Below are 26,294 nucleotides of genomic sequence, written 5' to 3' on the forward strand. Positions count from 1 at the left end.
GGTTCCGCGTTCAGTCGTCGAAGTGTGTCTTGGAGCCCGCGGTGGACGTCGTGGTCCCCAACTGACTGAGCAGCGCGAGGTCGCCGGCGGCGACCCGGCCGTCCATGAGCACGTTCAACTGCAGCCCGGAGTCGTAGACATACGGAGTCGTGGCTTCCAACTCCACCGCCGGACGTGCGTAGTTGAGCGCGAACGGTTGCATCGTGTCTCCCTCGTCAGTGCAGCACCGACCCGGCGGTCCGCTCCCCGCGGCGCCGCCCGGTCCGCCGACTGCATTGCCCTTCCAGTCACTTATACGAATCGAACGAGTGATTGGTTTCCCTACTCTGCGTAATCACAGGGAGGATTCGTGACGATTCGGCCCGTCGAGAGAGCCGCGCATACTGCGCAGAGCGAGGAGAAGGACGCCGATGTCGTCCAGGTAGACCGGGTCGGGCAGCAGGTCGGTCGGCAGCAGGAAGTACAGGACGGCACCCCAGAAAATCCAGCGCGGCCCGGTCGGCAGCCCGGCACGCCTGAGGTCGCGCCGCGCCCGCACCAGTCGCACCAGGAGGGCGACGGCCACGGTGAGGGCGAGTGCCGCGAGGGCAACGGCGACCACGATCACCGTTGTGGTCCATTTCACGGTCCTCCTCCATCCGGCGTGCCGAACGGCGCGCCCCTTTTTTTCGCATTCCCGCATCCGGCGTTCGTACGTGTCCCCCGTCGCCCCGTCAGAAGCACGCAGGGGGCTCATACCTGCGGCCCACCCGAGTGGCACGGGCCGGAACCTGCCCCTAGTAATGGCAACTGCACCGCAATGTCGTGAAACGCGTCGCGGGACGCGAGAGTGGCGAACAATTCCATCTATCCATCCAGGAGCGTCATGAGCATTCGCTCTTCATCACCCCAACCCAACGAACGCCCGATAGCTGCCGCGCACGACGACCCGTTCAGCGCCCTGGTGCACGCCGCCGTCAACGACCGGCCCGTGGAGGAGGTCGCCAACCTCATCACCATGCTGGAGCGGTCCCCGCAGTACGCGAATTCCACCATCGAGGCGCTGCGCGCGATCGGCACGGACCGCTCCGTCGAGGACGTCACCCGTCTGGTCGCCCTGCTCACCAGCCCGCCGCGCGACGCCGCCAGTGCGGATGAAACAATCCGCGCGGCGGTCGAGAACCGTCCCGTGGAGGAAGTGACACGGCTGATGGCGCTGCTTCACCAGACGTCGAAGGAGCACCACTGCGGGGAGCAGGCAGCACGGGCGGCCGCCTCGACTCGGTCCGTCGAGGACCTCGTGGAACTCATCGGCCGGCTGAGCGAAGACCGCGCAGCCCGCGTCACCCCACCGGAGGCGTGGCCCCAGGCCCGGCTGCACAGCGACGAGGAGTGGGGCCCGGACCGGGCTGTCCCGCCGCCCCCTCCCCTGACCCTGCCCTCCTACGGTGTCGGCGCCACGCTGGGGCGTCCCGCCCGAGCGCCGGAGCGTCCCCCCGAGCGTCCGCCGTGGCCGGGCCTGCTCGTCGCGGCCGCACTCTTCCTGTGTGCGGTGCTCTGGTTCCCGATGTACCAGTCCGGCGAGCCCGTTCCCGTCTACGTCTCAGGCGTCGCGGTGTCGGCCCTGTACGCCCTGCTGGCCGTACGGGTGACCCTGCGGCCCGGCCCGGCCGCCCTGGCGCTCGCTGTCGTGGTACCGGCGCTGCTTGCCGCGGCCGAGTTGTACCGGGGCTGGTTCCACTCTTCGTGGCTGTCCCAGGCGTTCGACCTCACGCTCGCGCCGAGCTGGCTCGCGGGCCTGGCCGCCGTGTGTGCGGCACTGACGGCCCTGACCGCCCTGGTCCTGCGCGTCACCGCGCACCCCCCGGCCATGACCCCACCATCCCGCCCGCTGGCCACGGCGAGCCGGCCGGACTGATGCGCCGGCTCCCCGACATCGGGGCCGTCACGGTCCAGCGCCCGCGGTACTGCGCGCCGCGGGCGCTGCAGAGTCTGTGAACGGGGGTCTCAGCGGCCGGACTCGTCCGGCCGCTCACCCGCGCCCTCCGTCCCCCGTCCGCCGTCCCCGGCCGACGCGGGGCGCAGGGCCTTGGCGGTGTCCTTCAGGCGCTCCAGCCTTCGGGTCAGCTGCTGGAACGGGGAGCCCTGGGGCGTGGCGGGCGGCTGCGGCCGGGCGGGCACGGTGTCGCCGTTGTCGCGGTAGACGGCCAGCGCCTCGTGCGCGCGCTCGGCGGCCTCGCGGTACAGATCCCGGGACTTGGTCATGGCCTCGAGCGCCTCGGCGTACATGGCCACGAGGCCGCGTGCGCGGGCGAGTTCCTCCTCGAGCGTCATCAACTGCCAGTCGTCCCGCAGCGCGGTGACCACCCCCTCGGCACCGTCCGGCAGCGCAAGCGGCAGCGCGGCGAAACGGGCCAGGGTGTCGACGAGTTCCGCCGGCCGTGAGCCGTCGAGGAAGACGGTGCGTACGGAGAAGTCGTCCGCTTCGAAGCCTTGCGGGGCCGGTGTCGGAGGCAGCAGGACGGCACCGCCGCGCGGGACCTGCACTCCGAACTCGCGCAGGGCCCGGTTCACGATGCGCAGCTGGTCCGGTGCGGCACGGTGCTCCACCACGCGATGCCGCAGGCTCGGCGGCAGCAGCGGGCCGATCGGCAGCCGGCCATGTTCGTCGGGTGTCATCGCCTCGTGCACGACGACGTTGATGTTCCAGCCTCCGCGCACGGAGTTGCGGAGCAGGCGCCGGATGTCCTTGTCGTCCTCGGGAAGGCGGTTGACCTTCCGGAAGCGCAGCCCCGTGACGGGCTGGTGGTCCCAGGACGCATCCGGTCCGTCGGGCCAGAACATGGTGGCGGGGGACGGCCACCCGAGGTCCCAGGGGCGTTCCGCCTCCGCGGCCAGCACCCACTCCACGCCGGGCTCCGCGTCGCGCACCAGGACCAGCCGGGCCCGCACGGTCACCGAGTCGGCGACCGTCCACCGCGCCTCGAAGACGGCGTCCGAACTGCTCGCGGCTGCCTCGGAGACAGACACCTCGAGATGGTCGTCGATGGTCCCGTCGTCCTTGAGCCGGTGCAGCGTCCGGCGCACGACGTCTTCGGCATCGGGTCCGGTATGGCGGCCGCGGGCCAGCCACAGGGCGGGGGACGGGGTCGGGCGGACGGAGGGGGAAGTGCGCATGAGTCCATCTGAGGGTGGGGGCACGTGCATACACCAGTATCGTCACCGCGCGTCGGCGGCGTTCGCCCGGGGGTGGTCGCGCGGGAGGTGCGCGGCGCACTCGGGGTGCGTGCGGTCCACTCCAGGAGACCCGGTTCACCCGTATCCCCGGCGCACCGGGCCCGCCACAATGGCGCCCGCGAACAGGGCCCGCCCACCATCCGCTTAGGGGCGGGTCCTGTTCGCGCCTTGCCACGCCCGTGTGACTCGGCGATGCGCTATATATCGGAATCCGAGATATCATGGCTGCATGGCATCGAGGAACATGACTCAGGCGGCGTTCTTCGTCCTCACCGCCCTGGCCGACCAGCCCCGGCACGGCTACGGGATTCTGCGGGAGGTCGAGGATCTGTCCGACGGCGCAGTGCAGTTGCGCGTCGGCACCTTGTACGGCGTGCTGGACAGGCTCACCGCGGACCGGCTGATCGTGCTGGACCGCGAGGAGGTGCACGAGGGCCGGCTGCGGCGTTACTACCGCCTCACGGACGAGGGGATGCATGCCCTCGACGCGGAGGCGGAGCGCATGGCGGCGGGCGCCAGCGCCGCCAAGGAGCGCATCGCCGAGGGGCGCAAGACACCCGGAGCGGCCGCGAAGCCGGTCACCGGTCCCACCGCAGGCCCCGGACTCGCAGGAGGCCTGGCATGACGACGCTGCTCGAGACGCGCTACCGCACCGTGCTGCGCCTGCTCCCCGCCTACTACCGGCGCGACCGGGAGGAGGAGATGGTCGAGGTGTACCTGTGGGACCTCGACCGGGAGACCCAGGACCAGAGCAGGCCCACGCTGGGCGAGGTGGCGAGCGTCGCAGCCCTCGCCGTGCGCAGCAGGTTGGCCGCCACCGGGGCGCCACGGCCGTACGTCCTGCTCGGATCGGCCGTCCGCAACTTCGCCCTGTTCGCCGTGCTGCTGCAGGCTGCCGCCGCGGTCGTCGATCGGGTGCTGACCCTGACCTGGTCCTCGACCCACGGCCCGCGCGACTGGGACATGTTCGTGTCGGGATTCACCGGCCGCGGAGTGCTGCACGGCGTCGTCGAGGCAGCAACGTGGACGCTGCCGCTGCTGTGGACGGTCGCCTTCTTTGCGCTCCTGCACGACCGCCGGCGCCTTGCCCGGGCGTCAGTGCTGCTCGCCGCGCTGCCCACGCTGTGGCCGTTCATCGGGCCGATGGTGAGTGAACTGACGCCTTCCGACCCCTGGTTCGCCACCTCCACTGCGCTGCTCGCCTGGCTGCCGGCGCTCGCCCTGTGTGCCGCCTACCACCGCGACGCCCCGGCGGCGGAGCTGCCCCTCGGCTCGCCCGGCCTCGCCTTTGCGGCCTGCAGTGTGGTGATGGGTGCGTCCCTCGTGGTGCTGCCGGCCATGGCGGATGCGGCCTGGGCACCGGCCACGAGCTTCGTCGTCGGCGCCCTCGGCTGGCTCCTGCTGCGCAGGCACCGTACGGACCGGAGCGCCGCCTGCGCCGCCCTCGCCCTGGCCGCGCTCGGCCTGTTGCTCCTGGTGGTGCGGGTCGCCGCGCTGTATCCCTGGCTCGGCGTCCCCCTCCCCGCCGTCTACCTCGGCGGGGCGCTCGGCCAGACGGCCGCGCTCGCGCTGCTGACGGTGGTGCTGGCGGTCGTGGCCAGGCGCGACCTCGCCGCGCGCTGACCCGCGCGGGCGATACGGTCGCGCCTTGGCCCGGCGCTGTTCAGCCTTGGGCGGCCGTCCGGCGCGTCCTGCTCTCGCGGTCGGCCGTCGTCACCCGTGGAACGTGATGTAGCCGTTGCCGTCGGGGTCGTTGCCGCTCTTGGTGTAGGCGTGCGAATCGGCGCCGCTGCCGGACGGCTTGTACACGTAGATCGTGTCCTTGTCGTTGTTCCACATGAAGTTGCAGTTGTTGCGGTAGACGACGTTGTTTCTGTCGGAGTCGGTGCCGTGGCCGCCGCGGAGCTTCACATAGTCGCCGGGCTGCAGGTAGTGGTTGCGGCTGAAGGTGAACTTGTTGCCGGCCTTGTCCTTCACCACGTAACCCTTGAGGTTCACGGTCGTGCCGGACGAGTAGTTCTTGATGGTCAGGTATTCCTCGTCCGTGTTCCCGGTGGTGCAGTTGTTGGAGTCGCGGCCGGGCGCGTCGTACTGGATGCCCTTGATCTTCAGCGCGGAGCGGTACTCGGTGGCGTGGGCCGGGACGGCGGCCAGCACGGCGAGCGTGCCCGCGGCGGCTATGGCGGCGACAGAGCGCATACGCATGTAAATCCCCCCTGTTGTGGATTTCCGGTGAAGGATCTGGAGCGTATACAACCGGGGGGATTTGGGGGCCGATTTCGCCGAAATGGGCGTACGCCGCCCGGGGTTACCCCGAGCGGGTCCAGACGTCGGTGTCCCACTCCAGGAGCCGGACGAGCTCGTCGTCCCCGGGCCGGGACGCGGCCGTGCCCCGGGCGGCGGGGGACGGTGCGTGGACACCGCGCGAGATGTTGCCGCTGACCGTGATGTTGTGCTCGACGCGTGGGCGGCGCAGTTCCTCGTAGCGGGAGAGCGCGGTCTCGGTGTCCGGTGCGTCGCGCAGGGACTTCGCGAGGACGACGGCGTCCTCCAGGGCCATCGATGCGCCCTGCCCGGTCGCGGGGGAGGCGGCGTGGGCCGCGTCGCCGATGAGCAGCGTCCGGCCGGAGCGCCAGGGTGTGCCGGCGGGTATCTCGGTGGCGTTGGTGACCATGACGTCGTCGCCGGTGGCCGCGACGATGTCCGCGGCGGGCGTGGCGTCCTTGCGCAGCAGCGGAACGAGCAGATCACGCCATGCGGCGGGTGTGGCGTCCGCGATCTCGTCGGCGGGCAGTGGCTCGCCGGCCACGCGCGCGAACCAGTACGTCTCCCCGTCGGGCGAGACGGTGTAGCCGAAGGCGGCGGTGCTGCCGCGCACCATGGTGATGCGTGCGTCCGGTTCGGACCGCGCTGCGGCGCCGGTGTAGCCGTAGAAGACTCGCTGGCCGGCGTAGCACGGCTGGGTGTCCGGGGCGATCCGGTGGCGGACCTTGGAGTTCAGACCGTCGGCGCCGATCAGCAGGTCGCCGGTGGCGGTGCTGTCGTCGGTGAAGTGCGCGGTGATGCTGCCGCGGCCGTCCTCGACGGAGGTGAGCCGCGCGCCGTGCCGGATGACGATGCCCCGGCGTGCGGCCTCCGCCTGCAGGGCCGTGTTGAGGTCGCCGCGGCGCAGGCAGCGGTACTGCAGGAGGGGGTCGGCGGCTTCGCCGAGGGGGACTTGTGCCAGCTCGGCGCCCGCGTCGTCCAGGACCCGCATCGAGGTCAGCGGGAAGCCGACTGCAGTGACCGCGGCAGAGGCGTCGATCTGTGCCAGGGCGCGCATGCCGTTGCTCGCGAGGGTGAGGAACGCGCCCAGGTCCTCGGCCGAGCCGGGATGCGCCTCGTGCACGGTGACCTCGAAGCCCGCCTTGCGCAGGGCCAGAGCCGTCGCGGTGCCGGCTATTCCGCCGCCGATGACCAGTACTCGCGCCACGCCCCACCCCGCTCGGATCCGTGCGGCCCCCGCGGTCGCACGCACACAGGGGGGAACGCCTGAGCGACACCACGGGTTCCGTGCAGAGCCGACGATCTCTCAGCGATGACGACGCCGGTCGTCCCACGGGGCCTCGGCGGCGTGGCACGACCGGCGTTCGTCCAGGTCAGGCGCCGCTCGCCCCGAGCATGTCCGCGCGCTCGACGATCTTCACGCGCTCACGGCCCTGCGGCTCGCCCAGTGCCTTCTCCGCCGCGTCCAGCTTGTACCAGCCCTCCCAGGTGGTGAAGCGGACGCCGCGCTCGGCGAGGAACGCGTCCACGGCCTCGGGCTCGGGTGAACCCGGCGTCTGCAGACGGCCGTTCGCGTGGTCGTCCAGCAGGTTGGCCACCGTCTCATTGGCGTCGCCCTTGGTGTGGCCGATCAGGCCCACCGGGCCGCGCCGGATCCAGCCGGTGACGTACGTGGACTGCAGGTGCTCGCCGGACTCCTGGACGACCCGGCCGCCCTCGTCCGGGACCGTGCCGGAGTCGATGTCCCAGGGGAGCTTGGGGAGCTTGTCGGAGAGGTAGCCGACCGCGCGGTAGACCGCGGTGACGTCCCAGTCCTTGAACTCGCCGGTGCCCTTGACGTTGCCGGTGCCGTCGAGGGCGGTGCGCTCGGTGCGCAGGCCGACGACCCTGCCGTCCTCGCCGAGGACCTCGGTGGGCGACTCGAAGAAGTGCAGGAACAGTTTGTGCGGGCGGTCGCCGACGTCGCGGATCGCCCAGTTCTCCAGGGTCTTGGCGACCATGTCGGCCTGCTTGTTGCCGCGCCGGGTCTCGATCGAGCCCGCGTCGTAGTCGATGTCCTCGGGGTCGACGATGACCTCGATGTTGGGGGAGTGGTCCAGCTCCCGCAGCTCCATCGGGGAGAACTTCGCCTGTGCCGGGCCGCGGCGGCCGAACACGTGGATCTCCAGCGCCTTGTTGGCCTTCAGGCCGTCGTAGACGTTCGGCGGGATCTCCGTCGGCAGCAGCTCGTCCGCCGTCTTGGCGAGGATGCGGGCCACGTCGAGCGCGACGTTGCCGACGCCGAGCACGGCGACCTTCTCCGCCTGAAGCGGCCAGGTGCGCGGAACGTCCGGGTGGCCGTCGTACCAGGACACGAAGTCTGCGGCGCCGTAGGAGCCGTCGAGTTCGATGCCGGGTATGCGCAGTTCGCGGTCGGCCGTCGCGCCCGTCGAGAAGATCACGGCGTCGTAGAAGGCGCGCAGGTCGTCCAGGCTGATGTCGTTCGGGTAGTCGACGTTGCCGAAGAGACGGATCTGCGGCTTGTCGAGCACCTGGTGCAGGGCCGTGATGATGCCCTTGATGCGGGGGTGGTCGGGGGCGACGCCGTAGCGGATCAGGCCGAACGGGGCGGGCATCCGCTCGAAGAGGTCGATGGACACGCCGGGGTCGGCGGCCACCTCGGACTTGAGCAGGGCGTCGGCGGCGTAGATCCCGGCGGGGCCGGCTCCGACGATGGCTACCCGCAGGGGGCGCGGCATGATCAGGTTCCCTTCGAGCGATGACAGGCGACTCGAACGGGAAGCCTAAGCTAAGGCAAGCCTAAGTCGGTAGGCGGGTCCGGTCTATTAGCTCATAAATCAAATTTATGAGCCGGGAACGGGAACTCGAACGCGGGCATCGGCCAACAGGAGTCGACAATGCCCGCGACCTCGAGGGAAGTCCATGAACCTGAAAGGCGAACAGTGACCGCCTTGCCGAGCATCGGAGTTGATCCCGCCCTTGGCTCGGACGACGACTGCGTCTCCGACGCCTCGGTCATCGAGCGGTCCTGGGACGAGCCCGACGCGTTCGCGGTGCTCTTCAACCGCTACGCCGACGACATCCACCGGTACGCGGCCAGGCGGCTCGGCGCGGAGGCGGCCGACGACCTGATGGCCGAGACGTTCGTGATCGCCTTCCAGCAGCGACGGCGCTACGAACTGTCGCGGCCGCAGGCACGCCCCTGGCTGTACGGGATCGTCACCAACCTGGTCGGCCAGCACCGGCGCGCGGAGGCCCGCCGGCTCAAGGCCCTCTCCCGCGTCGCCACCGCTTCGCCGGCCGAGGGCGAGCCGCTCGCGGACCGGGTGGCCGCCAAGGTCAGCGCGGAGAGCTCCCGCGCCCAACTGACCGGCGCCCTGGCGGCGTTGCCCGCCCGGCACCGGGACGTGCTGCTGCTGATCGCCTGGGGCGATCTCGACTACACGGAGGCCGCCGAGGCCCTGGACGTTCCCGTGGGCACCGTGCGCTCGAGGCTGCACCGGGCACGGACCAAGTTGCGTCAGGCACTGGGCGGGTCGGATCCCACAGCCCTTCACGAGGAGAACGAGGAGATCGAGGAGACCGATCGTGGATGATCTCACCGCGGTACGCGAGCTGGAGGCCGACGTGCCCCCGCTCACCGACGACGCCCGTTCCGCCGCCCGCGTCCGGCTGCAGCACGCCATCGTCCAGGAGGGTCGCTCGGGTGCGCTTTCCCGGCGGCTGATGCTCAGGGTCGCCGTCGCCGGGACCGCCGCGGCGGCGGTCGCAGGAGGCGTCGTGGTCGCCGCGCGGCGCGACGGGGACACGGGTGCCCCGCGGATGACCACGCTGAACGCGGCGCAGCTGCTGCACAAGGCGGCGGACCGGTCCCGGGCCGACAGCGCCGACACGCCGATTCCGCGCAACGACCAGTACCTCTACACCAAGACCTACATCACCCGGACCTATGTGAAGGACGGGAGGGTCAAGACCTGGACGGACGAGAGCTGGATGTCGGTGGATGGCTCCAAGCCCTCCCGGCGCGAGGAGTTCGGCAAGGTCCACAACGATCCTCCGCTGACCAAGCACGAGGTCAGGTGGCCGCCGACCGAGTACGCCAAGCTGGCGAAGTGGCCGACGGACCCGGACAAGCTCCTCAAGTGGCTCAGGATGGAGCAGAAGAGCACCCCGCAGGCTGACATGCAGGCGTTCATGAACGCCTGCATGCTGATGCAGGGGCCACGGGTCATGCCGCCGGGTCTGGAGGCCGCCACCTTCGAGGCCGTCGCGAAGCTGCCGGACATCAGGCTCGACTACCACGAGGTGGACGCCCTCGGCCGCCGCGGGATCGCTCTCTCGTACCCGGAGACGTCCTTCACGTTCGTGTTCGACCCGAAGACCTATGCCTACCTGGGCCTGCGACTGAAGGGAAGCAGCGCGAAGAAGGTCCACGGCGAGTGGCGGCAGGTCGCCTGGTATCACGAGATGCGAGGCCTGGAAGAGCTGGGCGTCGTGGACCGCATCGGCCAGCGCCCCTGAGCCGCTGGGCTGCCGTACCGCGCGGGGGCGGTACGGCAGCCCGCGTTCCGTCAGCCGATGTGGTAACTGTCCCCGTACACCTTCCAGTTGAGCGGTGTGTCGAGACACAGGTTTCCGTTCCGCAGGAACACCCGCTGCTCCGTGTCGACGCGGCTGGTGTCGCTGTGCGCCTCCTCCTGCTTCATGGCCCACACCCGGGCGTCGAGGAAGGCGTTCAGGTACGCCACCTCGTCACCGCCCTGCGCCGGCGGCTTCGCCTTGTTCAGTGCGCGCCTGCGTATGTTGCGGAAGCTGGTGGCGTCGTCGCCGTCGCCGTGCATCACGATGGCGTCGTAGTACGTGAACTGCCCCAGCGTCCCGATGCCGTCCGCCTTGCCCTGCTTCACTGCCGGGTTGAAGTACACGCGGTCGCGCTCGTCGTTCTGCGCCTGTTGGAACGCGGTGTCCTGGGCCGCTTTGCGCCAGTCGCGGGGGAAGTTCGGGTCCAGCCCCTCGTGCGAGTCGGAGCCGTTCACCGCGCGCAGCGCCGGGAGGTATTTGGCAAGTACGTTGCCCGGCTTGCGGTCGGTGTAGAGCTGGACGAGGTCGAGCATGTCGCCGGTGCCGGAGCAGAAGCCGATGATCCCGGCGGTGTAGCCGCGGCCGTCGCCGATGTCCTCGATGTACTTGTACTGCGCCTTCCAGTCGAGCGAGGAGTTCTCCGCGCTCGACACCAGCTTCATGGCGATCTCCTTCTTCGCCGGGTCGTCGAGGCCCACGCAGCCTGCCGCGGCCGGTGCGGCCGAGGCGTGCGAGGGCCGCAGGAGGGGTGCCGCGGCCAGGGACGCTCCGGCCGCGAGGAGTACGGTGCGGCGCGAGATGCGGGCGGGATGTGCGGGGTCGCTGGAGAGGTGCCTCACGGGGGCTCCAAGTGGTGGTGGGGGGTGGGGAGTTGGCCATGCGATGATACTGATAGGAAGGTTTCCTATCAGAGGACGGCGAGAGCGCACACCCGTCGCGCGAGAAGTTCGTAGAGACGTACGAAGAAGGTACGGACCAAAAGGGGGTGAGTCAGGGCAGCGGCTGCTCGGCCCAGATGACCTTGCCCTCGGGGGTGTACCGGGTGCCCCAGCGGTCGGCGATCTGGGCCACGAGGAACAGGCCGCGGCCGCCCTCGTCCGTCATCGCCGCATACCGCAGATGCGGCGATGTGCTGCTGCTGTCGAAGACCTCGCAGATCAGGGTGCGGTCGAACAGCACGCGCACATGGATGGGGTCGGCGCCGTAGCGGATCGCGTTGGTGACCAGCTCGCTCAGGATGAGCTCGGTGGTGAACGTCAGCTCGTCGAGCCCCCACCCGGTCAGCCGCCGGCTGACGGAGGCACGCACCTCCGCGACCGCCGCCGGGTCGTTCGGCACCTGCCAGTCGGCGATCCGGTCGGGGTCGAGTGCCCGGGTGCGGGCGACGATCAGGGCGACGTCGTCGCTCGGCCGGGCCGGCAGCTGTGAGTCGAGCACCACCCGGCAGGTGTCCTCCGGCGACTCACCGGCGCGTTCCAGCGCGCCCCGCAGGAGCGCGAGCCCCTCGTCGATGTCCCGCTCCCGGTCCTCGACCAGCCCGTCCGTGTACAGGACGAGACGGCTGCCCTCCTCCAGCACCAGGTCGGCCGTCTCGAACGGCAGACCGCCGAGGCCGAGCGGGGGACCGGCGGGCACGTCGGGGAACTCGACGCCGCCGTCGGGCCGGATCAGGGCCGGCGGCGGGTGGCCGGCCCGGGCGATGGTGCACTTCCGGGACACCGGGTCGTAGATCGCGTACAGGCAGGTGGCGCCGGTGACCGGGGCGTTGCCGCCGTCCGCCGTCACGTCCTGGTCGATGCGGCCGACCAACTCGTCGAGCAGGGCGAGGAGTTCGTCGGGCGGCAGGTCGAGGGCGGAGAAGTTGTGGACCGCCGTGCGCAGCCGTCCCATGGTGGCCGCGGCGTGCAGTCCGTGCCCCACGACGTCGCCGACGACGAGGGCGACCCGGGCGCCCGACAGCGGCAGGACGTCGAACCAGTCCCCGCCCACTCCGGCCTGCGCAGGCAGATACCGGTAGGCGATGTCCAGGGCGCTCTGCTCGGGCAGTCTGCGGGGCAGCAGGCTGCGCTGCAGGGTCACGGCCATGCTGTGCTCGCGCGTGTAGCGGCGGGCGTTGTCGATGGAGACCGCGGCGCGGGCCACCAGTTCCTCGGCGAGAGCCAGTTCGTCCGCGTCGAAGGGCTCGGGCTTCTCCGAGCGCCAGAAACTGACCACCCCCAGGACCAGGGATCCGGCGCGCAGCGGCACGGTGATCAGCGAGTGGATGCCGTACTCGACGACCTGTGCGGTGCGTTCCATGTCCTGTGCGTGCCAGCCCGGCGCCCCGTCGAGGTGCGGCTCCAGCACGGCCTGCCCGGAGTGCAGGCTGCGGGCCTGCGGCGAGGAGTCGACAAACTTGATCTGCCTGCCCACCTTGTAGAGCGGGGCGTCCTCGCGGACCCCGCTCGACGCGGTACGGCGCAAGGACGTCACCGCCTCCGGCTGGCCGCCGCCCAGCACCGCGTCGAACAGGTCGACCGTCGCGAAGTCGGCGAACCGCGGGACGGCGAGTTCGGCCAGCTCCTCCGCGGTGCGCGCGACGTCCAGGCTGGTGCCGATGCCCACCCCGGCGTCGTACAGCATGTTCAGGCGTTCCCGCGCCGTCTCGGCACGGCCGGACAGGGCGCGCAGCTCGGTCGAGTCGCGGAGCGTGGCGACGCTGCCCGGCGGGCCGCCCTGGACATCGGTGGGCCGCTGGTTGACCGCAAGGAGCCGGTCCTTGACCAGGTGCACCTCGTCCGTGGCAACGCGCCCGGAGGCCAGCAGCTCGGCGGTGTCGGGGGCGAGGCCGAGGTCGAGGGCGTGCCGGCCCTCGGCGTCCTCGGGCAGGTCGAGCAGGCGGTGCGCCTCGTCGTTGGCGAGCAGCAGCCGGCCCTCGCCGCTGACGATGAGCACGCCCTCGCGGACGGCGTGCAGCACCGCGTCGTGGTGCTCGTACATGCGGGTCATCTCGTGCGGGCCCAGGCCGTGCGTCTGGCGCAGCAGCCGTCTGCTGACCAGCGCGGTGCCCCCGGTGGCCAGGGCGAGTCCCACGGCCGCGGCGAACAGGACGAGCGGCAGCTGCCGGTCGGCGGTGCCGCCCACGGTCGCGGTCGTGATGCCCGCCGACACCAGGCCGACGACCTTGCCGTCGTCCGCCTTGATCGGCACGACCGCCTGCACCAGCCGCCCGATCGTCCCGTTGATCTCCTCGACCACCGTCCCGCCGGCCAGCGCGGGCTCGATCGTCCCCACGAACTTCTTGCCGATGCGATTCGGTTTGGGGTGGGTGTAGCGGATGCCGTCGGTGTTCATGACGACGATGAAGTCCACGCCGGTCGCCTTGCGGGCGGCCTCCGCCCGCGGCTGCAGAATTGCCGTGGGATTGGGGCTGTCGAGCGCCTCGCGGGTGCCCGGCGCGTTGGCGAACGCCTGGGCGACGGCGACCGACCGGTTGCGGGCCTCCTGCGTGCTGTCGTGCCGGACCTGCAGATACAGCGCCACCACCGCCGCGACCACCAGCAGCAGCACGATCACCACCTGCAGGACGAACACCTGCCGGGCGATGCTGCGTCCGGTCAGCGCCGACCGCAACGCCGTGATGCGCCCCGGTTCCGGCTCGCCCGTGTGCCCTCTTTCGTGGGTGGGCGCACTGCGCGGCGTCCGCGTCGTGCGCTGCCCGTGCGCTGCGTGGGCGCGATCGTTCGCGCGGCGGGCACGGAGACCGCCGGGACGGCGGTGCGACCGGGTCCCGGAGCGGTCCGGAAGTCGGACCATGTGCCCATGTCTACACTGCCGGGCCGCGTGAGGCGAGAGGCGTCACAGAGGGTGACAGAGTTCGCCCCCTGTGCGTGTGCCGACGTCACGGGCGAGGGACGGTTTCACCGCTGGTTCCCGTGTGCCGCACGGCGCGTGGCGAGGAGCAGCGCGATGTCGTCGGGGCGGTCCGCGGAGTGCCGGGCCGCCGCGGTGAGGCGATCGGCGATCCCGGCCAGCGGACGGCGGCCCGGGCGGACGGCAGGCGCGCCCACCTTCGCCAGCGCCACCCGCAGAGCCGTGATGCCGTCGTCGATGTCGACGCCGGGCCGCTCGACGAGGCCGTCCGTGTACAGCGCGAGCACGGCGCCGGGCTCGATCCGCAGCTCGGCCACGGGGTACTGGGCGTGCGGATCCACCCCGAGCACCACGCCGCCGGGCAGGTCCAGCACCTCGGTGTGGCCGTCCGGGTGACGCAGCAGCGGCGGCGGGTGCCCGGCGCGGGCCGCCCGCGCCAGGCCCGAGGCCGGATCCAGCCGGATGTAGCAGCAGCTCGCGAACTGTCCGGGATCGAGATCGATGAGCAGATGGTTCGTGCCGCTCATCACCTCGTCCGGCGGCCGGTCCCCGAGAGCGAACGCCCGCACCGCACTGCGCAGTTGACCCATCGTGGCCGCCGCCTGCACACCGTGCCCCTGCACATCGCCGATGACCAGCGCCAGACCGTCCCCCGCCTCCACGACGTCGTACCAATCGCCGCCCACCTCCATGCCCTGCGTGCCCGGCAGATAGCGGCCGGTGGTCTCCACCTGCGGGTGGGCCGACAGCCGGCGGGGGAGCAGGGCCTGCTGCAGCCCGCGCGCGAGCGCCGCCTCGCTCTCGTAGCGCTTCGCCTTCTCCATGGCGTGGGCGATCAGCCCGGCGAGCGCGGTCAGCACCGTGCGCTCCTCGGTGCTGAAGCTGCGGGACCCGTCGAAACCCAGGATGCAGGAACCGACCGGACGCCCGGAGGCGATCAGCGGCAGGAAGGCGCGCGCCCCCTCGTCCGCGTCCAGGGCGATGCCCGGGTAGGCGGCGGCCAGCTGCTCCATCGAGTCGAAGAAGATCGGCCGGCCGTTGGTCAGCGTCTCGACGCCGGGCAGATGGGCGTCCAGGCCCACGCCCTCGAAGGGGGCGAGGAACCCTTTGGGGAAGCCGCTCTCCCAGGCCAGATACAGGTGCCGGTCCTGCAGCAGATAGATGGCGAGGCGGCGGCCGCCGAACGCGGGCAGCAGTTCCCGCATGACCACGGCTGCCACCTGCCGTGCGGTGACCGCCTCCGTCAGCGCGATGGCGAGGACGATGGGGCGGTACAGCGGAGCCATCGACGGGACCCCGGGCGAGGCGGCCGCGGCCGGCTCCTGCGTGAGGTCGGCGGCGGCGGCCGCCACGCGGTTCGCCGGGCGGAACGTGCAGGTCAGCACGTCCGGACCCGAATAGACACAGACGTCGAGCCAGGCGCCCTCGTACGACGGCCCCTCGCCCTCCTCGTCGTCCCTGCCGGGCCGTCCGACATGGAAGCGCACCGGGTCCGGGGACAGCAGCGCGCTGCGCAGATGGTCCTCGAAGGCAGGCTGGTTCAGCCACGGCACGGCCTCCCACAGGGGACGGCTCAGCAGCTGCGTCCGGGAGCAGTGCAGCAGCTGTCCGGCTCGCGGGTTGGCGTAGAGGATCAGCCCCAGCCGGTCCAGGCAGAGCACCCCGTCGGGCAGCAGGTCTGCCGCGGCGTCCGCCGCGGCGCCGGGACCGGGATCGACGACGAAGCCCCGGACGGGATGCGCGCCGGAGGGTGTGCCGGGCGGGGCGGGAGCGGCGTACGGGCTCCACAGCTCCACCAGCCGCAGCGCGCCGTCCTCGGCCCGCACATACAGCGGCAGGGGCGGTGGCCGGCCCGCGGCGGTCTCCCGCAGCGCGGCCAGCACCCGCTGCGTCTCGGCCGGGGCCACGGCGTCCGCGAGCGCCTCCACGGACGTGGCGAACGCGTCGACCGGCACCCCGAGCAGCGCGGGCAGACGCTCGTCCACGGTCACGACGTCCGTCACCGGATCCCAGGCGAAACCCCCGGCACGCCCCGCGGGCGGGCGCGCGCCCGGCGACCGTACGCACACGGGCTCCCCGTCCCAGGCCACCGACGACCTGCCGCCGTCCTCCAGGCGCCGCAGGGCCGTGCCCAGGTCCTCGGCCAGCCGCACCATGCGATCGCGGTGGTGGAGCAGCTCGGTGGCGTCCGTGGTGGAAGGCCGCAGCACGGTCAGCACACCGAAGGTCGTCGACCCGCACACGACCGGTACGTACATCGACCCGAACTGGAACGGCAGCCCGGCCGCGAACTGGGGATAGCGGCGCATCGTCTCCGTGGCGTTCGGTAGGACCACCTGCACACCGAGCCGGTAGGCGTCGGCCACCGGGAACGGGCGGTCCACATGCAGCCGCCACCAGGGCCGGAACAGCGGGCCCGGCAGCCCCGCGAGTACCGCAAGGCGCAGCAGCCCGGGCGTGCCGGAGCGCAGATAGACCCCTCCCGAGTGCCCGCCGGCCGCGCCGATCGCCTCTGTCGAGGCGTCGATCAGCAGCGCGGCCAGCTGCCCGGGCGTCCGGTGTGCGTGCTCCGCGCGAGTCATCGGCCCTACCTCGTCCGTCCGCCGTCCAGCGGGCGACACAGCAAGAATGCGCCACTACGGGCCTGTGGCGCACCTGGGCGGTCGCAGTTTCCGCAGACGAATCACGGCTCCCGGGCGTCGCAGGGGTGCACCGCGCCCGCCGGAAGCGAGGCGGAGATCACCGGCGCAGGGCATCGAGGGGGCACGCCGTGGTCACGCAGCGCAGCGATTCACGGCACCTCACGAATGCGGCCGACAGGGCCTCCGGTCCGGCAGCGCGCGGCCGCCGGGTCGACTCCGTGATCGATGCAGTAGCCATCTTTTCTCAACGCGCGGCAACAGCCGTGCAACGCCCCGGTGTTGACGGTCACGGCTTGGCCAACTCCTTGCCGCACGTTGCGTACATGTTCATCACCCACCCCTGATGTGCCCTGCCGCCTCGAGCGGAGAGTGATCGGCGGTCCGCCTCTCAGCCGGGCCGGCCGCCACTCCACAGAGCTTCTCCCGCTCAAGAAGGGGCAATCATGGCCGAGTTGACACGCCGTAGGCTCTTGGGCGGTGCCGCGGGCGCGCTGGGCGGCGCCGCGGCCCTCTCCCTCCTCCCGCCGAGCGTCCGCAAGGCCGTCGCCGCCGGACCGCCGAAGAACGGCTCGCTGCGCGACATCGAACACGTCGTCCTGCTGATGCAGGAGAACCGCTCGTTCGACCACTACTTCGGCACCCTCTCGGGCGTCCGCGGCTTCGGCGACCCGGACGCACTGCAGCTCGACAACGGGCGATCCGTCTTCTACCAGCCGGACGCCGTGAACCCGAAGGGCTACCTGCTGCCCTTCCACCTCGACACCCACAAGTCGAGCGCCCAGGCGATCCCCTCCACCAGCCACGCCTGGTCCGTGCAGCACGCCGCCTGGAACGGCGGCAGGATGGACCAGTGGCTGCCCGCCCACCGCAAGGCCGACGGCGTCAACGGCCCCTACGTCATGGGCTACTACACCCGCGAGGACATCCCGTTCCAGTTCGCGCTCGCCGAGACCTTCACCATCTGCGACCACTACTTCTGCTCGGTCTTCGGCCCCACCTGGCCCAACCGCCTGATGTGGATGACCGGTTCGATCGACCCGGCCGGCACCCACGGCGGCCCGATCATCAGCAACGTCGCGCCCACGCCGTACCGCTGGACGACGTACGCCGAACGCCTCCAGGCGGCCGGCATCAGCTGGAAGGTCTACCAGCAGGACGACGACTACGGCTGCAACATGCTGGAGCAGTTCGCCACGTTCAGGACGGCGCAGCCCGGCTCCGAGCTGTACGAGCGCGGCGTGCGCCCGCAGCCCGAGGGCACCTTCGAGGACGACGCCCGGGGCGACCGCCTCCCGGCGGTGAGCTGGATCATGCCGACGAGCCACCAGTCGGAGCACCCGGACTACCTGCCCGCCGCGGGGGCCGACTTCGTGGCCTCGAAGATCGAGGCCATCGCGGCGAACCCGAAGGTGTGGCGCAAGACCGCCTTCATCCTCAACTACGACGAGAACGACGGCCTGTTCGACCACGTGGCACCACCGACCGCGCCCGCGGGAACACCCGACGAGTACATCCAGGGGCTGCCGATCGGCGGCGGCTTCCGCGTGCCCGCCATCATCGTCTCGCCCTGGACCGTGGGTGGTTGGGTCGCCTCGGAGGCCTTCGACCACACCTCCGCGCTGCAGTTCCTGGAGCGGTTCACCGGGGCCGAGGAACCGAACATCAGCGACTGGCGGCGCCGGACCTTCGGCGACTTCACCACGGCCTTCCGCTTCCGTGACGCCCGCCCGCGCCCGCCCCGGCTGCCCGACGACACCGCGGAGCAGCTGGAGAAGGCGAAGGAGGAGGTGGCGACCCTGCCGAAGCCGACGCTTCCCGGGGCCGACCAGACTTTCCCGCACCAGGAACAGGGCGGCCGCCCGCACGTGTGAAGCACATCGCGGCGAGGGCCCGGGCAGCGCCATCCTCCCGGTCCCTCGCCGAGCCTTGTGGGAGCGCTCCCAATTGTGCAGGATGCTGCGGTGACCCCGACGCCGGCGATCCGCCCCTACCGCTGCGAGGACCGCGAAGCCCTCTACGACATCTGCATCCGCACAGCGCACAACGGCCAGGACAGCCGTCCCGTCTACGCGGACCCCACCATCTTCCCGACGATCTTCGCGGCGCCCTACGTCGTGCTGGAACCGGAGCTGGCCTTCGTCCTGGACGACGGGCACGGCCGGGCGGTCGGCTACATCCTCGGCACCGCGCACACGCCCCGTTTCGTCGAGGCCTTCCGTACGAAGTGGCTGCCCCTGGTCGCGGACCGCTACCCGGAGCCCGCCGGACCGCCGACGACCCCGGACGAGGAGATGATCCCCCTCCTGCACCGCCCCGAGCGGATGATCGTCCCCGAGGTCGCCGGGTACCCGGCCCATCTGCACATCGACCTGCTCCCCGAATGGCAGGGCCGCGGTCACGGCCGCAAGCTGATGCGGACCTTCCTGCGGGCCCTGCACGACCGGGGCGTCGCCGCCGTGCACCTCTCCATGGTCACGGCCAACACTCCGGCCAGAGCTTTCTACGACCGCCTCGGCTTCCACCCGATCGATGTGCCGGACCCCGGTCCGGTCACGTATCTCGGGCGCACGACAGGGGAGTTGGAGAATCTGTGACGCCCGAGTACATGGCCCCCGACTTCAAATCCAGGTGTCCAGCCACATCCGCGCGCGCCAGTCGCCGTACGGGATCGTCGTGCCCGTGTAGAGCGGATAGAAGTAGATGAAGTTCCATGCGATGAGCAGCACCAGCACACCCGCGCTCACGGCGCCGATCAGCCGGCGCCACTCGCCGGCCCCCGACGGTCCCAGCAGGGCGCCCACCATCATGGCCACGGCCAGGCACAGGTAGGGCACGAACGCGACGGCGTAGAAGGAGAAGATCGTACGGTCCTGGTAGTTGAACCAGGGAAGGTATCCGGCGGCCACCGCGCACAGGACGGCGCCCGCGCGCCAGTCGCGGCGCAGCGCCCACCGGAACAGAAGGTAGAGCAGCGCACCGCAGGCCGCCCACCACAGCAGCGGAGTACCCAGGCCCAGGATCTCCTGCGAGCAGCCCGCAGCGGCGTGACAGCCCTGCTGCCCGGCCGTCGGCGACTCGTAGTAGAACGCCACGGGGCGTCCCTGGACCAGCCAGCCCCAGGGATTGGACTGGTAACGGTGGGGGGTGTGGAGGCCGATGTTGAACTGGTAGACGGCGTGTTCGTAGTGCCACAGGCTGCGCAGGGGAGCCGGGATCCATGACCAGGTGCCGCCGCGGCCGTCCGCCCAGTGCCGGTTGTAGCCGTTGTCGGACATGAACCAGCCGGTCCAGGTGGCCAGGTACGTCAGTACGGCGACCGGGATCAGGGAGAGCACCGACCAGCCCAGGTCCTTGCGCAGCACCGCCCGGTACGGGTGGCCCGCCCCGGCCACCCGGCGGGAGCCGACGTCCCACAGGACGGTCAGGGCCGTGAAGAACACCAGGAAGTAGAGGCCGTTCCACTTGCTCGCGGCGGCCAGTCCCAGGAAGACACCGGCCGCGAGCCGCCACGGACGCAGGCCCGTGCCGACACGTTCGCCGGTGTACGGGTCGGGACGCGCGAAGCCCTCGTCGCCGACGGGGAGGGCGGCCGCCAGCCGGGCCCGCGCCTTGTCCCGGTCGACGAGCAGGCAGCCGAACGCCGCCAGCGCGAAGAACATCACAATGAGGTCGAGCAGGGCGGCACGGCTCATCACGAAGTGCAGGCCGTCCACCGCCAGCAGCGCACCGGCGAGACAGCCGAGCAGCGTCGAGCGGAACAGACGGCGCCCTATTCGGCACAGCATGAGCACCGACAGGGTGCCGAGCGCCGCAATCATGAACCGCCAGCCGAACGGATCCAGACCGAACGTCCCCTCCCCGAGGGCGATCACCCACTTGCCCATCGGCGGATGCGCGACGAAGCTGCTGGTGTCGGAGAGCGGGATCACCTGGGGGTGCGCCAGGATCTGGGGGTCGGCGATCTTGCGGTCCGGCCAGGTGCCCTCGTAGCCGAGCCGCAGCATCGCCCAGGCGTCCTTGGCGTAGTACGTCTCGTCGAAGACGACCGCCCGTGGCCGGCCCAGCCGCCAGAACCGGAGCGCGCCGGCCAGCACGGCGACGAGAACCGGTCCCAGCCAGCCCATGGACTGCGCGAGGCGGCGGGCCGTCCGAGGGCCGAGGCCCACCAACTCCCAGACTCTCGTGCCCGGTTCGGGGAAGGGCGGCACCAGGCGGGCGCGGGCATCGGCGCGGGGACCTGCCGCGTAACCGAACCGGCGCAGCCGCTGCGCCCAGGGGGTGGCCTCGGGTGCAGCGCTCGCGCGGGCGTCTTCGTCGACGTCGGCCCGTGTGGGGGTGTCACTCGTCACCGGGTCATCGTAGGGAACGCCAGCGCGGATCAGGTCCGGTGCCCGGGGGGTGCGGCGTGACCTCCGCAAACCGGGGGCGTGAACGGAGCAGGGCCCCGACCGCACCCGCGCGGCGGTCGGGGCCCTTCGCGCACCGGCTCAGGAGTGCGCGGGCAGGTGCGAACTCGGCGTACCGCCCAGCCACTTCAGCCCGTCGAGCAGGAAGCGGTTCTGCGCCTCGCTCGCGAACGTCGACGACAGGGTGGTGTTGGTGTCGTAATCCATCGCGTTGTGGCCGAAGTTGGCGTACAGCATCCTGTACTTCGTGTTCGTCCACAGGATCGGGTAATAGCCGCTGTACCAGCTCTGGTCGGGGTCGGTGCCGAGCGGGAAGCTGCTCGGGTCGACCGAGGCGAGGACCTTGATGTCGGGGTTCCGGCGCAGGTCGTTCGACCAGCTGTACCACTCGCTGACGGACGAGGTGAAGGTCGCCGGCAGGTTCTTCGTCGACGGGTGTGTGCGGTCCTCGACCCGCAGGACCGCGGTGGTCGGCCCCCAGGTGTTGGACTTGAAGTTGCCGCTGCCGAGGAACTGGTTGTGGTACCAGGGCCAGCTCTGCGCGTTCGTGGTGAAGGCGGAGACGTGGAAGCCCATCCAGGCCCCGCCGCCCTTCATGTAGCGCTCGAATCCGCTGCGTTGGGCGGAGCTCTGCGGCAGGTCGTCGAGGAACAGCACGACTTGGTAGCCGTTGACCCCGCCGTTCGCGAGCAGGTCCCAGTTGTTGCTGGCCGTGTAGGTGAAGCCGTTCTGTGCGGCCTGCTTCGGGAACCAGTCGTTGGCCTCGTGGACGAAACTGATGTGGGCCGCGTCCCAGGTGCCGTTGTAGAGGGCGAGCACCTTGAACGGCTGGGCTGCCGCTTGGGCGCGTGGCGCGGACAGCCCCGTCAGCAGGATCGCCAGGAGCACGAGGATGCGTACTGCGCCGGCTTTGATGGCGTGCATCGGATGAACTCCTCTCCGGTCAGGGGTAGTTGACGAGGTCGGCCACGTTGGTCGACGAGTTGGACGGTCCACCGCGGTCGTTGACGACGTGGCGGATGGTGCCCGTGCCGCCGAGGGAGACGGTCACCATGTCGGTGAAGCGGACGTTCGCGTTGTTCGGGGCCTCGATGGCGTGCTCGGCCGTCACGCTCGGATCGGTGCTGAAGTAGCAGTAGCTGCCGAAGCCGTAGACCTGGTGGCTGGTGACGGAGTTCGCGACCTTGTAGGCGGCGTAGCCCTGCGTGGAACCGTTCATCCAGGCCGCCTGACTGGGCGGGTCGTAGGGCATCTCGTTCTGGTAGAAGTACGTGCGGCCGCCGTTGCCGTTCCAGATCGTCTGGTGCTTCTGGTAGTGCTCGACGAACAGGCCGTACATCGTCATGTCGTCGCCGTTGACCACGAGCCCCGTGTCCGCGGTGTTGGTGGTCCAGCCGACGCCGCTGCCGTGGTCGGCGCGCCAGATCCACAGGTGGTCGCCGATGACGTCGTCGCTGTTGACGGTGAGGCTGGTGGTGGCCTTGCCGACGCCCGCGCCGCCGACGCGGAAGAACACGTCGTGCAGGGAGCTGGGGTCGCTGCTGTGGTCCGCGGAGGATCCGCTCGGGCCCATCTCCAGCAGTTGCGCGGAGTTGGTGGTGCCGGCGTCGATGAGCAGCCCGGCGAGCTGGACGCCGTTGACGTCGGCGACGGTCATGGCGGTGATGCCGTTGTCGGGGACGAGCGTGGCGAGTCCCAGGCCCAGGACCACCGTGTCGGGCTTGGTGACCTTGAGGGGCTGGTCGAGGTGGTAGACGCCGGGAGTGATCAGCAGGTGTTTGCCCGCCGCGAGTGCGTCGTTCATCTGGGCGGCCGTCGCACCGGGCTTGACTACGAAGAAGTCGGACAGCGGCAGCGAGGTGCCTGCGGGTGTGCCCGAACTCCAGCTGGTTCCACTGGAGTTGGTGCGCACGGCGGGCACGAACACCTTCCAGGCGCCGGCCGAATCGACGTACAGGAATGGCTTCTCACGCGTGACCGGGCTCTGCGCCACCGTCGTGTACGGCGGGCTGGGGAAGCTGGTGGCGGGCACGCCCTGGCTGCCGACGAAGACCATGTTCCAGTTGGCGCCGGTCCAGCTGCCCAGCTGGGAGTTACGGGTCAGCCACTGCTGCTGAGAGCCCGACCGGACCTGCCCGTCGACCTTGGTGTCGGCCATGTACCCGCCGCTGGACCAACCGCCGTCGTCCAGCTGGAGGTTGCCGCGCAGGTGCATACGACGGTACGGCGCCGCCTGCGACACCGCCCAGCGGTCCGTGCCCGACGTCGGGGTGACTGACAGATTCTCCGCCGAACGCCAGAAGTTCTGGGTGGCGTTGCCCTGGAACCAGTCGGCCTCCGCGTGCACCGCGCCCCGGATGGTCACGTCGTCGGGGGACAGGCCGAGCCCGGCCACCTGCGTGTAGAAGCCGACGTTGGCGTCGGCGTCGTAGGTGCCCGGCTTGAAGAGGAACGCCTTGCGGGCGGTGCCGAACTGGTTCGTCTCCTGCTGCGCGAAGGCGGCGTTGAGGCTGCTCTGGACGGTGGCGGCCGGGGTCGACGGGTCGAAGACGGTGACGTTCGGGCCCAAGTCCGGGGTGCCGGGCGGCTGTTGGGCGTCGACTGCGTTGACGTAGAAGGACTGTGCGGCGCTTCCGTTGCAGGTGTACTGCTGCAGCTGGACGCTGTCCGCGGTGGAGGCAGAGGGCACGTCGAGGCACTTGCCGCTGTTGCGGTTGACGAAGTGATAGGCGCCGTCCGCCTCGACGGCCGCCTGCCACTGCTGGTTGGCGCCGCCGCCGTACGTCCACAGCTGCACGGGCGCGCTGTCCGCGCTGGAGACGTCGGTGACGTCCCAGACCCTGGCGGCGTCGTTCCTGTTGCCGACCTGGACCCGGCCGTCGGACGTGTCCTGGAACCGCCACTGCTGGGCCTGGCCGGCGTTGCACGAGTACTGCTGTACGACGGTCCCGTCGGCGGTGCCGGCGCCGCGGGCGTCGACGCACTTGCCGCTGCCCTTGTTGACGACCGTGGCCCAGCTCGTGGGCAGCGCCGCGGCCTGGGCACCCTGTGCGGTGTGCGGCACGACGACCGCGACACCGGAGCCGGCCGCGGCGAGTGCGAAGGCGGTCAGCAGCATCCGCATACGGCGGTTGCCGGTGGTTCTCCTCGATCCGGGCACGGCTGTCTCCCATGCGGGTGGGGGGTGGGAAGTGCGTACGGCTGTGGGGGAGTTCAGCCGGTGTACTGGGCGAAGACGCGCGTGTAGTCCCAGGCCTGCTGGCCGACGCCGGAGCAGCTGTCCGCGCCGCCGCCGGTGCAGGGCCGGTCGCGGTTGGCGGACCAGAAGGTGAGCCGGGCCAGATGGTGCTGCTGGGCGTAGCCGAGGATGGTGCGGAAGTCGGCCACGGTGACCTTCTCGTTCTGGTCCGTGATCCCATTCATGGAGGAGATGCCCATGTCCCGGTACGCCTGGTCGTCGCCGTAGCCGTAGGCGCTCTTGAGCGCGGACTTGAGGCCCTCGGCGGCCCGCAGGGTCAGCGTCCCCATGTTCTTGCCGGCACCACCGAAGTCGAACGGCATGATCGCCCAGGCGTCCACGGACAGTCGGGACGCCGCCGCCCGTTTGATCAGGCTGGTGTCGGGCCCGCTCTGGTCCGTGCCGATGGTGACGTACACCTTCAGGCCCGGGTTGTCGGCCTTCACGGTCTTGAGCGCGTCCACCGTGCGCTGCTGCACGGTCGGGTTGCTGTAGGCGTCGGCCTCGATGTCGATGTCGATCGCCTTCAGGCCGTAGGCGTTGATGACCTTCTGGTACGCCCCCGCCAGCTCCCCGGCGCTGGAGCAGGAGCTCTCCAGCTTGTTGCCGCTGTACCCGCCGAAGGAGGGGATGATGTCACCGCCGCCCCTGCGCACGGTGTTGACGGTCCGTTGGTCGACGCCGCCGGTGAGCGGGCGGCTGCCGTCCCACTGCGGATTGCAGTGCCCGTTGCTGAGGACGAAGGCGAGGGTGAACCACTTGACGCCGGTGGCGCTGGTGATGGTGCTCGGGTCGGGCGGGCTGCCCCAGCCGTTGTAGAGGTACGGCGCGACGGCCATGGGGGCGGCGGCCGGGGCGGCGCCGGCGGGAGCGGCGCTGAGGGCTCCGGCGGTGAGGGCGGACAGGGCCATGGCGAGGCAGGCGCGCAACACGGCGCCATGGGTGGGGGGTTGGGGGTTCATGGGTGGGGGATCACAGCCTTTCGCCGGCGACGGACGGTGGGGGGTGGAAGCAGCACAGGGGCGTTCACATCAATGAACATTGGGCGCACTCGTGAAGCTGTGTGACCGGGAACCTAAAGGTCTGAACCAAACACGTCAAGAGGTGAAGCCTCAGTGACACGAGTCCGCGTCATCTCTTCAAGAAATGAGCGGTGGCGGGATGCCGCGTCCCGCTGCGCCAGTTCATGATGAGCGCATGACCTCGCTGACCTTCGACGACTACTGCCGCGCGATCGTCTCCCAGACCGAGCTGCTCAGAGCACAGGTCAGAGGGGTGGACACGGCTGCTGACGTCTCCACCTGTCCCGGCTGGGATCTCGGGCGGCTGCTGCGGCACGTGGGCGGGGACCACCGATGGGCGGACGAGGTGGTCCGGACACGAGCCCTCGAACCCGTTCCCGGCGACCCCGTCGACGACCCGGCCGTATACGCCCACCTGGACGGCGACGCACTGGACGACTGGCTCGGCGAAGGCGCCGCGGAACTCGGTGCCACCCTGCGCGATGCCGGGCCCGATGCCCGGGTGTGGACGCCGGCCCACGAGCGGAACACGGCCGCCTTCTGGGCCAGGAGGATGACCCACGAGACCCTCGTGCACCGAGCCGACGCCGCGCTGGCGACCGGTGCCTCATTCACGGTCGACGACGGCCTCGCGGCGGACGCGGTGGACGAGTGGATGGACTTCGCGACGGTCCCCGAGGCATACGAGCCCCGGCCGGCAGAACCCGACCTGCTCGGCCCCGGCCGTACGCTCCAGTTCGAGGCAACCGGAGCCGGACAGTGGCACGTCGACCTCGGCGGCGACCGGCCCGTGTGGCACCCCGGGCGCGCGGAGGCCGCCGCGACCGTACGCGCACCGGTGACGGAACTGCTCCTGTTCCTCTACCGGCGGCCCGCTCCCGCCGTCGAGACCCACGGCGACACGGCACTGCTCGAACTCTGGCTCACCCGCACGGGGTTCTGGCTGGAGGCGTAGAGGGGTGAAGGGGCATGGCACCGAACGGCGGCCGAGGCAGGGCGGTCAGGGGATGCCCGCAGGGCGAGCGTGGCGGAGGACACGCGCGAGGCCGGATTGCCCGGGGTTCGCGGCTGG

20 protein-coding genes and 2 pseudogenes are annotated in these 26,294 nt (G+C 70.9%); 8 read left to right on the plus strand and 14 right to left on the minus strand.

Annotated features, from left to right (window positions below; all coding sequences use genetic code 11):
* Positions 1 to 10 precede the first annotated feature (10 nt).
* Positions 11 to 202 carry a putative ATP-grasp-modified RiPP gene (gene tgmA / locus ACFY10_RS29085; RefSeq protein ID WP_390668156.1) on the minus strand — a complete coding sequence of 64 codons (192 nt, stop codon included), beginning with the start codon at positions 200 to 202 and terminating at the stop codon, positions 11 to 13.
* A gap of 132 nt (positions 203 to 334) precedes the next feature.
* Entirely contained in the window at positions 335 to 625 is a 291-nt protein-coding gene (locus tag ACFY10_RS29090) for a YkvA family protein (protein WP_390668157.1), read from the minus strand.
* A 240-nt stretch (positions 626 to 865) separates the two neighbouring features.
* On the opposite strand from ACFY10_RS29090, the gene ACFY10_RS29095 reads away from it, so the two are divergent.
* Positions 866 to 1,897 (plus strand): hypothetical protein, encoded by a 1,032-nt coding sequence (locus tag ACFY10_RS29095; protein ID WP_390668158.1) that lies wholly within the window; start codon positions 866 to 868, stop codon positions 1,895 to 1,897.
* A gap of 89 nt (positions 1,898 to 1,986) precedes the next feature.
* Here ACFY10_RS29095 and ACFY10_RS29100 read toward each other — a convergent pair whose 3' ends face one another.
* Complete coding sequence (locus tag ACFY10_RS29100; protein ID WP_390668159.1) at positions 1,987 to 3,156, minus strand: hypothetical protein; 1,170 nt, start codon at positions 3,154 to 3,156, stop codon at positions 1,987 to 1,989.
* Between the two features lie 304 nt (positions 3,157 to 3,460).
* On the opposite strand from ACFY10_RS29100, the gene ACFY10_RS29105 reads away from it, so the two are divergent.
* Together ACFY10_RS29105 and ACFY10_RS29110 are read left to right on the plus strand one after the other, a co-directional pair.
* A complete protein-coding gene (locus ACFY10_RS29105) occupies positions 3,461 to 3,841 on the plus strand; it encodes a PadR family transcriptional regulator (protein WP_390668251.1) in 381 nt (126 codons plus the stop codon).
* Entirely contained in the window at positions 3,838 to 4,839 is a 1,002-nt protein-coding gene (locus tag ACFY10_RS29110) for a hypothetical protein (RefSeq protein WP_390668160.1), read from the plus strand. Before ACFY10_RS29105 ends, ACFY10_RS29110 begins: the two co-directional genes overlap by 4 nt.
* A 90-nt stretch (positions 4,840 to 4,929) precedes the next feature.
* Here ACFY10_RS29110 and ACFY10_RS29115 read toward each other — a convergent pair whose 3' ends face one another.
* From ACFY10_RS29115 to ACFY10_RS29125, 3 genes are all read right to left on the minus strand, one after another.
* Positions 4,930 to 5,421 carry a lamin tail domain-containing protein gene (locus tag ACFY10_RS29115; protein ID WP_390668161.1) on the minus strand — a complete coding sequence of 164 codons (492 nt, stop codon included), beginning with the start codon at positions 5,419 to 5,421 and terminating at the stop codon, positions 4,930 to 4,932.
* 103 nt (positions 5,422 to 5,524) lie between these two features.
* Positions 5,525 to 6,688, minus strand: coding sequence for an FAD-dependent oxidoreductase (locus ACFY10_RS29120; protein ID WP_390668162.1), 1,164 nt, complete (start codon positions 6,686 to 6,688; stop codon positions 5,525 to 5,527).
* A 166-nt stretch (positions 6,689 to 6,854) separates the two neighbouring features.
* The gene (locus tag ACFY10_RS29125) at positions 6,855 to 8,219 is read right to left on the minus strand and encodes an FAD-dependent oxidoreductase (protein ID WP_390668163.1); all 1,365 of its coding nucleotides are present in this window, start codon (positions 8,217 to 8,219) and stop codon (positions 6,855 to 6,857) included.
* A gap of 222 nt (positions 8,220 to 8,441) precedes the next feature.
* Between ACFY10_RS29125 and ACFY10_RS29130 the strand changes: the two genes are divergently transcribed.
* On the plus strand, positions 8,442 to 9,077 hold the full coding sequence (locus ACFY10_RS29130) for an RNA polymerase sigma factor (RefSeq protein ID WP_390668252.1): 636 nt from the start codon (positions 8,442 to 8,444) through the stop codon (positions 9,075 to 9,077).
* Entirely contained in the window at positions 9,070 to 10,002 is a 933-nt protein-coding gene (locus tag ACFY10_RS29135; RefSeq protein WP_390668164.1) for a CU044_5270 family protein, read from the plus strand. The genes ACFY10_RS29130 and ACFY10_RS29135 overlap by 8 nt, the downstream gene beginning before the upstream one ends.
* 50 nt (positions 10,003 to 10,052) lie before the next feature.
* On the opposite strand, the gene ACFY10_RS29140 is transcribed toward ACFY10_RS29135, so the two are convergent.
* The 4 genes from ACFY10_RS29140 to ACFY10_RS29155 form a co-directional block, all read right to left on the minus strand.
* A complete protein-coding gene (locus ACFY10_RS29140; protein WP_390668165.1) occupies positions 10,053 to 10,901 on the minus strand; it encodes a chitosanase in 849 nt (282 codons plus the stop codon).
* A 151-nt stretch (positions 10,902 to 11,052) separates the two neighbouring features.
* On the minus strand, positions 11,053 to 13,857 hold the full coding sequence (locus ACFY10_RS29145) for a SpoIIE family protein phosphatase (RefSeq protein WP_390668166.1): 2,805 nt from the start codon (positions 13,855 to 13,857) through the stop codon (positions 11,053 to 11,055).
* Positions 13,858 to 13,961: 104 nt separating this feature from the next.
* A complete protein-coding gene (locus tag ACFY10_RS29150; protein WP_390668167.1) occupies positions 13,962 to 16,496 on the minus strand; it encodes a SpoIIE family protein phosphatase in 2,535 nt (844 codons plus the stop codon).
* 209 nt (positions 16,497 to 16,705) lie between these two features.
* Complete coding sequence (locus ACFY10_RS29155; protein WP_390668168.1) at positions 16,706 to 16,846, minus strand: hypothetical protein; 141 nt, start codon at positions 16,844 to 16,846, stop codon at positions 16,706 to 16,708.
* Between the two features lie 153 nt (positions 16,847 to 16,999).
* Here ACFY10_RS29155 and ACFY10_RS29160 point away from each other — a divergent pair, with 153 nt between their 5' ends.
* Positions 17,000 to 18,427 carry an alkaline phosphatase family protein gene (locus tag ACFY10_RS29160; protein WP_390668169.1) on the plus strand — a complete coding sequence of 476 codons (1,428 nt, stop codon included), beginning with the start codon at positions 17,000 to 17,002 and terminating at the stop codon, positions 18,425 to 18,427.
* A 90-nt stretch (positions 18,428 to 18,517) separates the two neighbouring features.
* A complete protein-coding gene (locus ACFY10_RS29165; protein ID WP_390668170.1) occupies positions 18,518 to 19,150 on the plus strand; it encodes a GNAT family N-acetyltransferase in 633 nt (210 codons plus the stop codon).
* 24 nt (positions 19,151 to 19,174) lie between these two features.
* On the opposite strand, the gene ACFY10_RS29170 is transcribed toward ACFY10_RS29165, so the two are convergent.
* The 4 genes and pseudogenes from ACFY10_RS29170 to ACFY10_RS29185 form a co-directional block, all read right to left on the minus strand.
* The gene (locus ACFY10_RS29170) at positions 19,175 to 20,905 is read right to left on the minus strand and encodes a dolichyl-phosphate-mannose--protein mannosyltransferase (protein WP_390668171.1); all 1,731 of its coding nucleotides are present in this window, start codon (positions 20,903 to 20,905) and stop codon (positions 19,175 to 19,177) included.
* Positions 20,906 to 21,055: 150 nt separating this feature from the next.
* Positions 21,056 to 21,886: pseudogene (locus tag ACFY10_RS29175) on the minus strand (ThuA domain-containing protein); the annotation flags it as partial.
* Positions 21,887 to 21,905: 19 nt separating this feature from the next.
* Complete coding sequence (locus ACFY10_RS29180; RefSeq protein ID WP_390668253.1) at positions 21,906 to 24,086, minus strand: RICIN domain-containing protein; 2,181 nt, start codon at positions 24,084 to 24,086, stop codon at positions 21,906 to 21,908.
* 89 nt (positions 24,087 to 24,175) lie between these two features.
* Positions 24,176 to 25,048, minus strand: a pseudogene (locus ACFY10_RS29185) (chitinase); the annotation flags it as partial.
* Between the two features lie 349 nt (positions 25,049 to 25,397).
* Between ACFY10_RS29185 and ACFY10_RS29190 the strand changes: the two are divergent.
* On the plus strand, positions 25,398 to 26,177 hold the full coding sequence (locus ACFY10_RS29190) for a maleylpyruvate isomerase family mycothiol-dependent enzyme (protein WP_390668172.1): 780 nt from the start codon (positions 25,398 to 25,400) through the stop codon (positions 26,175 to 26,177).
* The last annotated feature ends 117 nt before the right edge of the window (positions 26,178 to 26,294 follow it).

The organism is Streptomyces sp. NPDC001401, from assembly GCF_042895385.1.
Classification (GTDB): domain Bacteria; phylum Actinomycetota; class Actinomycetes; order Streptomycetales; family Streptomycetaceae; genus Streptomyces.